The 13912-nt window shown below is 46.2% G+C and carries 12 protein-coding genes; 1 reads left to right on the forward strand and 11 read right to left on the reverse strand.

From position 1 onward, the window contains the following. Positions 1 to 103: 103 nt before the first annotated feature. The 9 genes from ACHZBG_RS07315 to ACHZBG_RS07355 all read right to left on the reverse strand — a co-directional run bounded on the left by ACHZBG_RS07315 (position 104) and on the right by ACHZBG_RS07355 (position 11157). Positions 104 to 2473, reverse strand: coding sequence for an EAL domain-containing protein (locus ACHZBG_RS07315; protein WP_320128791.1), 2370 nt, complete (start codon positions 2471 to 2473; stop codon positions 104 to 106). A gap of 350 nt (positions 2474 to 2823) precedes the next feature. Then, on the reverse strand, positions 2824 to 4107 hold the full coding sequence (locus ACHZBG_RS07320) for an L-serine ammonia-lyase, iron-sulfur-dependent, subunit alpha (RefSeq protein ID WP_320128792.1): 1284 nt from the start codon (positions 4105 to 4107) through the stop codon (positions 2824 to 2826). A 9-nt stretch (positions 4108 to 4116) separates the two neighbouring features. Continuing rightward, positions 4117 to 5859 (reverse strand): dihydroxyacetone kinase subunit DhaK, encoded by a 1743-nt coding sequence (dhaK, locus tag ACHZBG_RS07325; protein WP_320128793.1) that lies wholly within the window; start codon positions 5857 to 5859, stop codon positions 4117 to 4119. A gap of 175 nt (positions 5860 to 6034) precedes the next feature. Further along, on the reverse strand, positions 6035 to 6532 hold the full coding sequence (locus ACHZBG_RS07330) for an L-2-amino-thiazoline-4-carboxylic acid hydrolase (protein WP_320128794.1): 498 nt from the start codon (positions 6530 to 6532) through the stop codon (positions 6035 to 6037). A gap of 21 nt (positions 6533 to 6553) precedes the next feature. After that, positions 6554 to 7261: an ABC transporter ATP-binding protein gene (locus tag ACHZBG_RS07335; RefSeq protein ID WP_320129236.1), complete on the reverse strand. Its 708-nt coding sequence runs from the start codon at positions 7259 to 7261 to the stop codon at positions 6554 to 6556. A gap of 4 nt (positions 7262 to 7265) precedes the next feature. Continuing rightward, positions 7266 to 8066: an ABC transporter ATP-binding protein gene (locus ACHZBG_RS07340; protein ID WP_320128795.1), complete on the reverse strand. Its 801-nt coding sequence runs from the start codon at positions 8064 to 8066 to the stop codon at positions 7266 to 7268. Beyond that, entirely contained in the window at positions 8056 to 9063 is a 1008-nt protein-coding gene (locus ACHZBG_RS07345) for a branched-chain amino acid ABC transporter permease (protein ID WP_320128796.1), read from the reverse strand. The genes ACHZBG_RS07340 and ACHZBG_RS07345 overlap by 11 nt, the downstream gene beginning before the upstream one ends. Continuing rightward, on the reverse strand, positions 9060 to 9938 hold the full coding sequence (locus tag ACHZBG_RS07350) for a branched-chain amino acid ABC transporter permease (RefSeq protein WP_320128797.1): 879 nt from the start codon (positions 9936 to 9938) through the stop codon (positions 9060 to 9062). Before ACHZBG_RS07350 ends, ACHZBG_RS07345 begins: the two co-directional genes overlap by 4 nt. Before the next feature lie 73 nt (positions 9939 to 10011). Beyond that, complete coding sequence (locus ACHZBG_RS07355) at positions 10012 to 11157, reverse strand: ABC transporter substrate-binding protein (protein ID WP_320128798.1); 1146 nt, start codon at positions 11155 to 11157, stop codon at positions 10012 to 10014. 323 nt (positions 11158 to 11480) lie between these two features. Between ACHZBG_RS07355 and ACHZBG_RS07360 the strand changes: the two genes are divergently transcribed. Next, positions 11481 to 11654, forward strand: coding sequence for a hypothetical protein (locus ACHZBG_RS07360; protein ID WP_394699348.1), 174 nt, complete (start codon positions 11481 to 11483; stop codon positions 11652 to 11654). A gap of 220 nt (positions 11655 to 11874) precedes the next feature. Here ACHZBG_RS07360 and ACHZBG_RS07365 read toward each other — a convergent pair whose 3' ends face one another. Further along, on the reverse strand, positions 11875 to 12999 hold the full coding sequence (locus ACHZBG_RS07365) for an amidohydrolase family protein (RefSeq protein WP_320128800.1): 1125 nt from the start codon (positions 12997 to 12999) through the stop codon (positions 11875 to 11877). 2 nt (positions 13000 to 13001) lie between these two features. Next, on the reverse strand, positions 13002 to 13895 hold the full coding sequence (locus ACHZBG_RS07370; RefSeq protein WP_320128801.1) for a carbohydrate ABC transporter permease: 894 nt from the start codon (positions 13893 to 13895) through the stop codon (positions 13002 to 13004). Between the last annotated feature and the right edge of the window lie 17 nt (positions 13896 to 13912).

Genomic DNA, 13912 nt, shown 5'->3' on the forward strand with positions numbered 1-13912 from the left:
ACCCTGGCGATATATATAACACCCTCTCCTTTTTCCCAAATATTCTTGGTCTTTATAAATCGCAGGGAAAATCCTTTTGAATATCTTTGTCTACATGAATGATCTATCCTGCTGAACTGATACTCTGTTTCTGCAACAAGAGGGCAAACTCTTCCGGTACGACGGGCTTGCTGAAATAGAATCCCTGCATCTCATCACAAGCCTGACCCTTGAGGTAGTTCATCTGCTCTAGGGTTTCGACACCCTCGGCCACGACCGCAAACCCAAGCGTCTCCCCCATGGCAATGATGGCATGGGTTATCGCCTTGTCCTCACTGTTATCAGGGACGTTGCGGATAAACGAACGGTCAATCTTGAGCGTATCGATGGGGAAATGCTTGAGTTGGGCAAGAGAGGAATAGCCTGTCCCGAAATCGTCAATGGCCAGCCGCACCCCCATACTTTTGATCCTGACCAACACATCCCTCATCTTCTTGGGATTGCTCATTATCATGCTTTCGGTAATCTCCAGTTCCAGCAGATTCGGGGCCATGCCGGAATCATCCAAGGCAGCTTCTATGTAATGTACCAGCTCAGTATCCGTCAGTTGCTTCAATGACAGATTCACTGCCATACAGACTGCAGGAAGCCCCTGTTTTTGCCAGGCAACGTTTTGGAGGCAGGCCTGCTTCAACACCCACCTTCCAATTGACAGTATCATTCCCGTCTCTTCAGCGACTGGGATGAATTGCGTGGGGGTAATAGAACCAAGCTGAGGACTTTGCCAGCGAAGGAGGGCCTCCACGCCAGTAATGGCACCTGTCTTCAAGTTGACCTTTGCCTGGTAATGCAAGGAAAGTTCATTCCGCTCGAGTGCAAACCGCAAATTCTGTTCAATATCCAAACGACCCGTCAATTCTGACAGAATATCCTCAGAATAGAACTGGAAATCGTTCTTGCCCTCTTCCTTGGCATAATACATGGCCATGTCCGCATGTTTCATCAATACCTGCGCGTCCTCGCCATCCTTGGGGTATACGCTTATGCCGATGCTGGCAGTTACCCTGCATTCATCACCCTGCAGGATTACTGGCTTATACGTATTGGCAAGAATATTCCTGGCTATCAGTCTCAAATCACTCGCCTTATGGACATCATCAATCAAGACGATGAACTCATCGCCCCCCTGACGGCTTACGACATCCGCCGCGCGCAATGTTTGCGTATAGCGCTTGGCAATCTCTTGCAGCAACTGGTCCCCGGCATCGTGCCCCTTCGTATCATTGATCATCTTGAAACGGTCAAGGTCAATGAAGAAAATCGCAAATTTCCGATTATACCGTTTAGCGACCTCGATCGTGTGACCAAGGATCTGGAGAAGCATCAATCGGTTGGGCAAGCCTGTCAGGCTATCGTGGGTAGCAAGATACTGGATACTTTCTTCGGCACTTTTATATTCAGTAATGTCCTTTGAGGCGAGGACAAATCCAATCCGGGTATCATACGTATCCTTGCATTCGGAAATGGAAAGAATTATAGGAATCCTTACACCGCTTTTTGAAATCAAGAAGGTTTCCTTGTTCCGCACGGGACTTGCGTCCAGCAATTTAGTAATATAGGTTTTTTTTGATCGATCTTCCTGAAAAAAGAGCTTCTCCAAGGATTCGCCGACCAATTCTGCCTGATCGTAGCCAAGCATGCTTTTCGTTTCGGGATTGATGGTCAGTATCATTCCTTTCGGATCTACAAGAATTACCGAATCGATAATTGTCTGGAACAAATTCTCTGCTATGAAAGAAGGAGTCATAGCCATCAATCTATACTTGACAATGGCATAAAAAATGCCCAGGGCCCAACACACTCCAGTTAGCGGGGTTATATCCGGGATATCTACGCCCAGGATTGAGACAACTACCATAATAACCAGCCCTATAAGCAAGGATATCGTAGCTGTAATATAAATTACCCTTGTCTGCTTCCGTTCCCTTTTTGATATTGACTTCTTCCCCCATACATAGCTCATGCCTATGCAAATGCAAATGAAGACTATGAACTGGACGGTCCAGACCCAGAACCATATTGAATCTGTCCGCGCCGATACTATCCAGCCACTGCTTTTGAGAACATACGCCTTTGCGTAAAAATCCTTGGTAATTTCCAAATAGGAAAACACGATACAGGGAAGATACAGAAAGATATATATCCACCATTTTTTTAAAAGCTCTTGCTTTTGGGTATATTCCAAAAAGAAATGAAGAATTACCCCGATGAAAAGAAAACATCCGATAGAACTTACCTTATACCAAAAAATGCAGGCTTCCAGGGTATATGCAGAAATATATAGGGCAGAAGCAAAGGACCAGATGAAAAGACTCAAGTTAATGATCAGGAAAAGCCTGTTGAGAAGTGACTTTTTATTCATCAGGAAAACATTGATTCCCAGGACAATATAGAGGATGGAGAAACTGGATAGTGCAAGTGAAAACATATTCATAGTACCTCCTGCTAATTAATATAGTATATAGCTGTTTCAGGGTAGCAAGCCTGATTATCGCCAGAAAAAATCCTTGGCAAACACGTTGTTCCCCCAGGGTACGCTTGAGTGGAAATCCTGAAAATAGGGCGTACCGGCAGAGATTGCATCGCTTTTGTCTGGAAGTAAAAAAATACGGTCTTCGTCATTCCTGGAATAAACCGAACAATCACAATACAGTGCAAGTCTATCATGGAATCATCAAAAAAGTATATTTATTTCATATGGGTAAAAAGAATAAACAAAAAAGAATCCGGCATTTCCACCAGATTCCCTTATATAGTCAAATCATGCGAAATATGGAGAAACTATCACTTCTCCAGCATGATCCGCAGTATCTCCGTATCGGTGGAATGCATGCCGACGTTGGCCATCTTGCCCACACTTTTGATCGTACTCTCAATATCCTTCTTCACCATACCTTCCCCTTGCTTGAAGACTCCCCCGTTTCCCTGCAGGCTATAGCCATTCAAGGCAGCCTCCAGTGCTATGGAAATCTTTGCGGCACAGGAGGGTTTGGCTCCATCGCACACCATGCCACCCACCGTACAGATCGAGTTGGTAATGGTATCGGAAATCTCCTCGTAATTGGCACCTTGCATAAAGGCAACCCCGCAGGCACTGCCCGTGGCGGCACAAACCACTCCGCAATAAGCAGAGAGATCACCGATATACTGTTTCTGGTGAATGGCAATCAAATTTGCCAAAGCCAGGGACTTGAGCGTCAACTCCTTTGAGGCCTTGAGCTCCTTGGCATACTCAACAATGGGCATCGTCAAGGTAATTCCCTGGTTTCCGCTCCCGCTATTGATGACCACCGGCAGGGCACAGCCACTCATACGGGCATCGGAACCAGCAGCTGCAGCTGCCCGGGCCTTTATCCGCACATCGGATAATTTTCCGTTCTGACTCAGAAGCGAACGACCGACATTGACTCCCCAGGAATTCTTCAACCCCTCCTGGGAAATCTCGGAATTGAAGGTAATCTGATTCTCCAACACCATACCCAGATCCTCTACCTTGAGCTCATCGGCAAACGCTAGAATGTCCTGGACATTCAAGAGATTGTAGTCCAGATCCTCAGCTTCTTCCTCGGCCAGGGATTCTTGGGTAAAAAGAGCCTTGCCATCCTTTTCGATCCGGGTGATATGGGTATGCTTGTTCTTGATCTCCACCAAGGCAGTATGGCCCTGGCCCTCGACTTCACAGACAATAATCAAATTGTCCTCGCCCTCCACCAAGGAACAACTACAGTAGGAAGGGTCGGCAAGCAACTGCTTGGTCTTCTCTATGTCCTCGTTGGTAACCGAACCCAGGACTTCCAAAAGCTTTGAAGGATCCCCACCAACAATACCCAGGACTGCAGCGACCTCGATGCCCTTCAGCCCCCCGGAATTCGGCACGGTTACTCCCATCACATTCTTGATTATATTCCCACTGCAACCCATCTTCACCTTCTCGGGAAGACAGCCAAGCACTTCCTTGGCCTTCGCGGAGCAATAGGCTATGGCAATCGGCTCGGTGCACCCGAGGGCCGGTACCAATTCATGTTTCAGTATCGCCACATACGTATCATATTTTTTCTTGTCAATCATAAAAATTCCTTACTTGAGTGCGTTTGCAACTTCAGTGAATATCACGCCCAGTCCGTAGGCTCCGGCATCTGGATATCCGATGCTTCGGGCTCCCACGGCCCCGGCGCGACCCATATGGGCTACGATGGACTCAGTAGCTTTCGCTCCCTCTCTGGCAGCTTCGGCACCCTTTGCAAAACATTCTACCAGGGAGAGTTTCAACTGGGCATTCGCTGTCCAACTATCGGCACAGGGAGCTAGGGCATCGATCAAGGTCTTGTCCCCGACCACAGCACCCCGTCCAAACGATCGTTTGCCAGTCAACTGGATTGCCTCTACACACTGGTGCAACAACTCAGCCATATCCTGGGAAGCCAGGACTTTCTTCCCTTGGGCATATTTACCGGCACTTCTGAACGCCGAGCCCCAGATGGGACCACTTGCCCCACCGCAATATTCCATGATGACAATCGAGCATTCATCCAAGAATTCGCTGATATCCGTACTGTTTGCAACAATGGTCTTCCATTCCCGTTTGAGTTGCTTGAATCCCTTGGCAATACTCATGCCAAAGTCCCCATCTCCGGCATGGGAATCCAATTCACAGAAAGGAATCTCGTTTTCAATGATCACTGCAGCCATCTTGTCCACGAGGAACATGAAATTCTGCAAGGAAAGAACTTCATTCTCGATCTTGCCATAGGCTTGAGGAGTCTCGACCGTGAAACAGCCATCCTGCAAGGTTTCCTCTTCCAAAGCGGTATAACAGATATCCCCTTCATTTCCCGTAAGGGTCAAGGCAGGAGTCGTCGCCGCCGCTACCAAATATTTCTTCAATTCCTTATCAAGCTTGACCAACGTCAAGGAAGCTCCTGCCATATCGAGGCTGGTCATGTAGTCACCGACAAATTCCCTGGTGACGCGAACCTTGTTCTCTTTCAGTACCTTGAGCGTTGCATTGTTCAGGGCATAGAGTTCCATCCTGGGTGTCGAACCAAAACCGTTTACCATCAGGGCAACTTCCGAATCTTCGGCATGCAATTCCTTTAAAAGGGTTGGAACCATCTGGAAAACCAACTCATCGATGGTCTTTACTTCCTGTCGGCAAATTCCCGGTTCCCCGTGGATGCCCACACCGTACTCCATCTCGTTGTCTGCAAGTACAAAGGTAGGAGAACCCTTGGCAGGAACCGTACAGGAAGAGAGGGCAAAACCCAGGCTCTTGGTATTCTCGATTGTCTTCTTGGCAATGCGTTTCACTTCAGCCAGGCTAAGCCCTGCCTCAGCGGCTGCCCCGGCGATTTTATGGACAAACACCGTACCGGCAACACCCCGTCTTCCTACCGTATAAAGGCTGTCCATGACGGCTATATCATCATTTACGATAACAAACTCAACATCCAGGCCATCATCAAGAGCCAATTGCCTGGCATTCTTGAAATTCATGTTGTCCCCGCTGTAGTTCTTGATGATCAACAGGGTACCCTTCTTGCTCTGACTTGTCTTGATAGCCTTATACACCTGGATCTGGGAAGGAGAGGCAAATATATCGCCACAGACGGCAACGTCAAGCATGCCCTGTCCGACATAACCGGCATGGGCGGGTTCATGACCGGTGCCACCCCCGGATATGAGGGTTACCTTGTCTTCATTTATCTTCTTTTTCTTGACCAGTTTATACTTTGCATCAAATTCAAGATCGGGATGGGCACTGACCATTCCGTTGCACATCTCTTTAACCAAAGTCTCGGGGCAATTTATCAATTTTTTCATACAATCCTCCTGCTGGGGCTCTCCAGGAAATAAGATGAACCCCGCTCTTTGCAGCAGGACTACCTTATAAAACCAGTACCCAGGCAATACAAAACCTGACCCTTGTCAAAAAGGGCCTGTCTTTCGAAAATATGGCAGGGAGAAAAGGCAGAACCCTTTCTCCCTGGAATTTGTATTATTTCTTCTTTCTAAAGGCTACTTCACAAATATCATACCCATTGGCAATGGTCTTGCCCAACTCATAGTCATAGTCGCATTCAGCGGCAATACCCCTATCCCCATCCATGGCAGCATCACACATGAGCTGGATCTCCTCATCGGTTGCGCCCAATTTCTTCCAGGCACTTACCAAGGGACAGTAATGGAATTCGATGGTGAGTTCATCCTCATCGCAACGAGTTACATCCATCTCAAAGATCTTCTGGGTGTTCTCGGGGATAAAGACTTCAGTGAAAGCAGGAATTCCAGCTTCCTTCTGGAGTTCCTGCATGTTTGCACCATGAAAATGACCGCACTTGGTTATTGCTTCACGGGTAAAGGCCTCAGGATCCAAACCAGCCTTCTTAGCTGATTGCATCATCAAGCACATCCAAGTTGCCCTATGTTCAATCCCACCTCTCAAACCGTTGACTATTTCGTTGTCAGTGAGTGTAGCTTCATTCTTGATTTCCATTTTTTCTTCCTTATCCAATTATTAAATATTTCCGAGATATGCCTTTCTGACATTATCATCTGTAAGCAATTGTTTTCCTGTACCTTCCAGGCTTATCTTGCCGGTTTCCAGTACATACGCCCTATCGGCGGTTTTCAGTGCCATCTTGGCATTCTGCTCGACTAAAAGAATCGTCACCCCAAGCTTTTTTATGTCCTTGATCAAATCGAAGATCAACATGACCAAGTTCGGGGAAAGCCCAAGTGAAGGTTCATCCAGCAACAAGACCTTGGGGTCGCTCATCAAGGCTCTCCCTATGGCGAGCATCTGTTGTTCCCCTCCACTGAGGGTCTTGGCTATCTGGGTCTTTCGTTCAAAAAGCCGAGGAAACAAGGAATAGACCTTCTCGTAGTCCTGGGCTATCTTTACGCGGTCCTTGCGGGTGAAGGCACCCAGCTTGAGATTGTCTTGCACCGATAGATCAGGAAAGACTTCCCTTCCCTCCGGGGAAAGACAAATGCCCATCCTCACGATCTCCGCCGCGGAATTATGCGTTATCTCTTTTCCTTCATAGAAAATCTGGCCTTTCTTGGGTTTCAACAAACCCACGATGGTATTGAGGGTCGTGGATTTACCGGCACCGTTACTGCCGATAAGAGCCACGATCTCACCCTTGCAGATCTCCATGTTGATGCCTTTTATCGCATGGATCATTCCATAATAGGTATTGACGTCCTTGAGCTCGAGAATCGGTTTACTCATTCCCTTCCTCCTCATCCTCATCCTCTTCGCCCAGATAGGCAACGATGACATTCTTATTGGTCGCAATATCCTCTGGAAGGCCCTCGGCAATCTTCTTGCCGTGATCAATTACGTAGATCCTATCCGAGATATTCATGACCAGATTCATATCGTGCTCGATCAGGACAATGGTAAACCCCTTGGTGACCAGACTTCTGATAAAGGCCAGCAGTTCCTCCGATTCCTCGGGGTTCATGCCAGCAGCCGGTTCATCCAACAAGATAAGTTTGGCATCAGTGGCAATTGCACGGGCAATCTCCACCTTTCTCTGATCGCCATAGGGAAGATTCGTAGGATAATCATGGACATACTTGCCCAAATCCAGAAACGTAAGGATATCAACGGCTTTCTGCTGCTTCTCTCTTTCTATCCTTTTGTATTTTGGGGTATGGAGAACCAAATCGAAAAATGAATAGTCCGTATTGGTATGCATCCCCAGCAACACATTCTGTATAATTTTCATATCGCAAAAAAGTCGGATATTCTGGAACGTGCGAGCCATTCCAGCCTTCACGATCTGTTGGGGAGTCTTGCCTTGGATTTCTTCGCCATTGAAGAATATCTGGCCTTGCGTTGGGACATAGATACCGGTAAGCATATTGAAAACCGTCGTCTTTCCAGCCCCGTTGGGACCGATAATGCTGACTATTTCCCCTTTGTTCACATGAAAATTGACGTCATCCACTGCTTTCAGGCCACCAAAATGGATGGATAGGTTCTTAACGTCCAAGATAGGAGTCTCTTTATTTTCCATCGATCTGTACCCCCTTCATCAGTTTGAAGGGTTTGTTGCTATGCCCTCCAAGGATTCCCTCAGGTTTGAACCTCATCATCAAGACCAGGACCAACCCGTAGATGATGAATCGATATTCACTGGCAAATCTCAGGATTTCAGGAAAGGAAATAAGCAAGGCGGCTCCCAAGAAAGAACCTCCGATAGAGCCGGTTCCTCCAAGGATCACGATGCTGATGATGATAATCGAAATGTCAAAATTGAATGTATTGGGATCGAGGAACCTGACGAAGTGGACATAGAAGGCACCACCCAGGCCCGCAATCGCAGCCGAGATGACAAAGCTCTTCATCTTATAGGCCACTACGTTCACTCCCATCAAAGTCGCTGCCAAGGAGTCATCCCGAATGGCCATGAAGGCGCGCCCCATCTTTGAGTTCACCACCCTATAGACAAACAAGGTGACCAAGGCCGTAAGAACAATGGACAGGTAGAAGAAACCACCATTGAACGTGGAAAGGGTAATGCCGAAAAACTCTGGTCGTTCGATATGGTTTACGCCCAAGGGACCGCCGGTCAACGACTGCCAGTTAAGTGCCACCATCTTGACGATTTCTCCGAAACCCAAGGTTGCAATGGTCAGGTAACTGCCTGACAACCGGCTGGTAGGAGCGGCAAGCATCAGCCCTACGATACCTGCCATGATCATTCCGCAAAAGGCGGTGAACAACCAGGGAAGTCCAAAGTACTGCCAGAGCAAAGCCGAGGTATACCCGCCCACTGCACAGAACCCTGCATGTCCGATGGAAACCAATCCTGTGTATCCGGTAAGAAGATTCAAGGATAGAGCGAGCATCGAATAGAGGGAAATCATGGTGAGAATACGGACGATGTAGGGAGACAACAAACCACTTTTGGGAAGATAGATGACCACTGCCACCAAGACAGCAATGGCTGCCAGCCTTTTTGGCAAGGTATCCAAGAGTTTTTTATTTGATGTGTTATGTATAATCTTCATACCTTTTCAATCACCTTTTTACCAAACAAGCCGTTCGGGCGGAAAATCAATACAACAATCAGAATGATGAATGCCACTGCATCACGATAGCCTCCACCGAGGTAGTAAGCCGCAAAACTCTCTGCAAGTCCTACAACTAAGCCACCAAAAACAGCACCATGCAATATTCCGATTCCACCGAGGACCGCTGCGGAGAACGCTTTGAGACCTGCGATGAAACCCATCTGGGGATTTACAATCTGGTAATAGCCGCTGATCAGGCTACCTGCCACGGCGGCCGAGGCTCCGCCGAGAAAGAAGGTAAAGGAGATTACCTTGTTCACTTCTATTCCCATCAAGGAAGCAGCCTTCGCGTTCTGTTGGACAGCGCGCATGGCCAGACCGATCTTGGTCTTCTGTACGATGAAGGTCAGAACCAAGAGCAGGATAACCGAGACGGTGATTATTCCCACCTGGGTTGACTTGACAAGGACACTCCCGACCTTGAAATTCCCGTAATCAAAAATCTTGGGAAACCATTTGGATCTGCTTCCGAATACGATCATCAAGGTGTTCTGTATGATATAGGAACAACCAATGGTCGTAATCAGGGCCGATATCCCCTTGGATTTTTTTACCCTCAAGGGCTTCAAGGCAATCTTGTCCATCAGCATGGTCATCAAGCCCGTTACGGCGACACTGATGACGATTGCCCAGAATAATCCAAAACTGGTCGAGACAACCACAACCATCGCGATATGGGCACCAAAGGCGTAGGTTGCCCCATGGGCAAAGTTGACCAAGCGAAGAACACCGAAGACAAGGGAATACCCAACGGCAATCAGTGCATAGACGACTCCAAGAGTCAGTCCATCAAATATTTGTTGTAGAATCATTAAGAGCTCCCTATTGGTACGAGTCAAAAAGGTGGCGGACTAAAGCCACCACCTTTTCTGGCTTTACTGCAGCTTATAACGTACTCTTGTCAATCAAGGTGAATTTGCCATCCACGACCCGCAACCAGTTGAAGGTCTTGTAAGCATCGCCCTGCTTGTCAAAATATGTCACTCCGGCAACACCGTCGTATTTGATCTTGTACAGTTCGTCCTTTATGGCCGTCCTGTCTGCAGAACCACTTTCATTTATGGCCTGGACAAACATTCCCAAGGAATCATAAGCCTGGGCAGTCAAGGAACTGGGAATCTTGCCATCGTAGTCCTTCATGTAGTCATCAACAAAGGTCCTGACTTTTGCCTCGGGACTCTGGTGGAAGAAAACAGCTGGCAGACAGATTCCGTTGCCGTCTTCCTGGGCCAACTTGATGAGTTGTTCGCTATAGGCATTGGAGAAACCAATCAAATTGATCTGGGGATCGAGGTCCTTGTACTGGTTGGCAAAAGGTCCAAGGATGTTGTACATGGCACAGACAATGATGGTATCGGGTTTATACGATCGTAATTTCGTGATGGTGGACGAGAAATCGGTCAGGCCATCGAGAATTTCCTCATATCCGACAATCTGCAGGTCCTTATGATCCTTGGCAAGTGTATTGATGAGGATATCGGCAGTCTTTACACCCCAGTCAGTCTTGACAGCAAGCACAGCGACTCTTTTTGCATGAAACACTTGTTCAGCGATATTGAGGGTCTCATTACCCTCGATGTTGATCAAGGAGTTATTCCTGAAGATGTATTCACCCATTGAGGAATAGTCAGGATGGGAGGCACTTGGGGAAATCTCCGCGATACCGACTTCTTCATAGGTAGGGGCTGCTGCCATGGATACGCCGCTGGCAAAATGGCCTACGACACCGACGATGTCCTTGTTTCCGGCAATTCTTTCAGCTATGGAAGCTGCTTCCTCACCACTATTCTTGTCATCGTAGTCAACGATTTCAAGCTGACGGCCACCCAGGACTCCACCAGCTGCATTGATTTGCTTTGCATGCAATTCCACTGCGTTCCTGAATCCTGTGCCATATTCAGCGAAATCACCGGTAAGGGGTCCTACAACAGCAATCTTGATAGGTTTCAATTCTTCTTTACTTCCATTGGCAAATACGAAGCCAACCATGAACAGAGAAAGCAAGGCCACTAATACAATTCGTTTCTTCATTGAAAAAGTCCTCCATTGTTTTTCTTTGCAGCAGGTACAAAGTGTTTTATGCAATTTCCCTAACAGGATAGGGGTGATCCCTTATTTAGCATACTACTGGAATTCCAGTAACATTCTAGAAAAAATCATAGCATGTTTTTTCTATTGCGCAAGTAAAATCGAACAAAACTTTTTATTGAATACACAACCTATTTTGATAAAAGCATCCATATCGTTGTACTCAAATACAAAGATTGCACACCTGCAATCTATCAGGCAGGGCTACCGAAAAAATCCTTTTGCCTACCATATTCATTACCCATTCCTTGATCTTAAACAAGGAAATGCATATACAGGAAACTGTCTTCTGTGACATTGCCCAATGCATGATAAGAGAAACAGGGCTGGATTTCCAATTCTCCGACTGTGGTCTGGCTCTTCTGCAAGGGACGACAAGGGAACACGTTGATTCACTTAGGATCTTGCATTCAATTGAAAAAAGCCTGGCCTTTACATGATCCTTTTGTCAGGACTGCAGAAAAAGGAAATATTTTCCCACACGTTTGTATCAAACAAAAGAGAGGATTTTCCACCCTCGGAAAATCCTCTCAAAATTACACATACTAGTTTCAATAGCTAGATATAACCAAGCAATACCTTCCGTATTTCATTCAGCACTTCTTTTGCTTTCAGGCAAAACCCTATCCACTGTAAATCCCTATCAGGAAAGGCAAGCGACTATCCTTCACAAGCAAAAACAGTATCCCCGACAATTGTGTACAATGGTATAAACTGCACATGGGTATCTATGGGATTGTCATATACATCACGATATACAACTTGTTTGTCGATTATTTTGAAAAGCGTGAAGCTTGCCTTCTCCCCCACCTGAATTCCCAAGGGAATCCGAAGCATGTTCTTTGCCGTAATGGTTACTGCCCTGAGAATTTCTTCGACTGATAGTCCACTGCTACACATCTTGGACATGGTAACGGGAAGATTCCTGACGGGATTGGGGTAACTATGACCATGCAAATCAGAGCCAATCATATCAGGCTTGAATCCTTGCTTGATTGCTGCCTTTCCAATATTTGTATCATAGCTGGCACAACCATGTCCAACATCAAAAAGAACACCTCTGTCTCTTGCTTTCAAAGCTTGTATAATAATCTTTCCTGTATGTGGATCAAGAATATTGCCAGGCTTCCCATTGAAACAATGAGTAACCACATCCCCCGAGCCAAGCACATCAAGGATATCACCAAGATATGGCTCAGGTTCTCCTACATGTACCATCATGGGAACCTTGGCTTCACGTGCCAAGGCTTCTGCATCACGGACGAAAGGGATTCCTCTTCCTTTGAAAACTACCTTGCAAGCACGCAACTTTAGACCCCGGATAATATCTCTATTGTCTTCAATACATCGCAAGGTTTCATCGGGTTCAACAAAATCATCAGTCTCATAGTCACAAATAATATTGCACCGAGTAATGCCGATTACCCCATAATTCAAGAATTCATAAATGGGATAGTCCTTCTTCTTGATAATATAATCCCTTAGTCCAGTAAAAGTTACACATCCGGAAGAACCAGCATCTATCAAGGTCGACACGCCAGTTTTTGGCCCAATCAGGTCAGGGTCAATCCCAATATCACACACGCCCTTATATATATGGGTATGGACATCAACCCAACCGGGTGAGACATAACAAAATTCAGCATCGATACATTTATACGCATCATTTTCAGGAATGTCCCCAATCTTTTCAACATTGCCACAATCATCAATTAAAATCGAAAAACGACTGAGCTTTTCCCCTGAGAGAAAGAAATTATTGCAAATATTTTTAATCAGTATCATGATTAACCCTTCACCCCACCCGAGGTAAGTCCCGCAATGATATATTTCTGAAAAATAAACGTGAACAAGATGGGCGGCAACATTGACAATACTCCTGAAGTAATCAACAGGGAATAGTCAATGTCCACTTCCGTCGCAAACATACCGGTAATCACAGGAACCGTAAATGCCCTACTGGAATTTGTCAGGATCAATGCATAAAAGAATTCATTCCAGGTCTGCATGAAAGCAAATATTCCCGAGGCAACCATTCCAGGCAATATTACGGGAAAGATGATTTTCCAAATCGTCTGTAATCTGGTACACCCATCAATTCTTGCAGCATCTTCCAACTCCACTGGAATTGTTTCAAAGAAACCTTTTAATATCCAGAATATATATGGCAAGGAAAAGCTGCAATACACCAAGATCAGCCAAGACTTCTTGTCAATTCCTCCAATTTTATTGGCAATGATAAAAAAGGGAACAACCAATACCAAACCAGGAACCATACGGCTTCCCATGATTCCAAACATAAATATTTTCCGTCCTCTATACCGCAAACGAGTGACGGAATAGGCAGCCAAAGTTCCAAAAAACAAGCAAACCAAGGTTGTCGACACACTGACAATGAAACTATTACCCAAAGAACCTGCAAAGAGACGAGCTTCATGGGGAATGGAATACGTCCGTACTTTATTGACTCCTTCGGCAGAGGACGTTGCAAAGCTCTGGGGAAACAACAGTTTCTTGTAGTTCTCCACCGTCGGTTTCTTTGTCAGGAATACAGAAGGAACTGAAAGCAACTCTTTCTCTTGCTGAAAACTGGAAGAGACCAACCAACTGACAGGAGCAAGAAAAAAAAGCGCTACAAGGATTGCAAGGATGTATGTAGTTATCATGTTGTATTTTTTCATTTTTCATTATCTCCCGA

The sequence above is a fragment of the uncultured Sphaerochaeta sp. genome (genome assembly GCF_963676625.2).
Taxonomy (GTDB): Bacteria; Spirochaetota; Spirochaetia; order Sphaerochaetales; family Sphaerochaetaceae; genus Sphaerochaeta.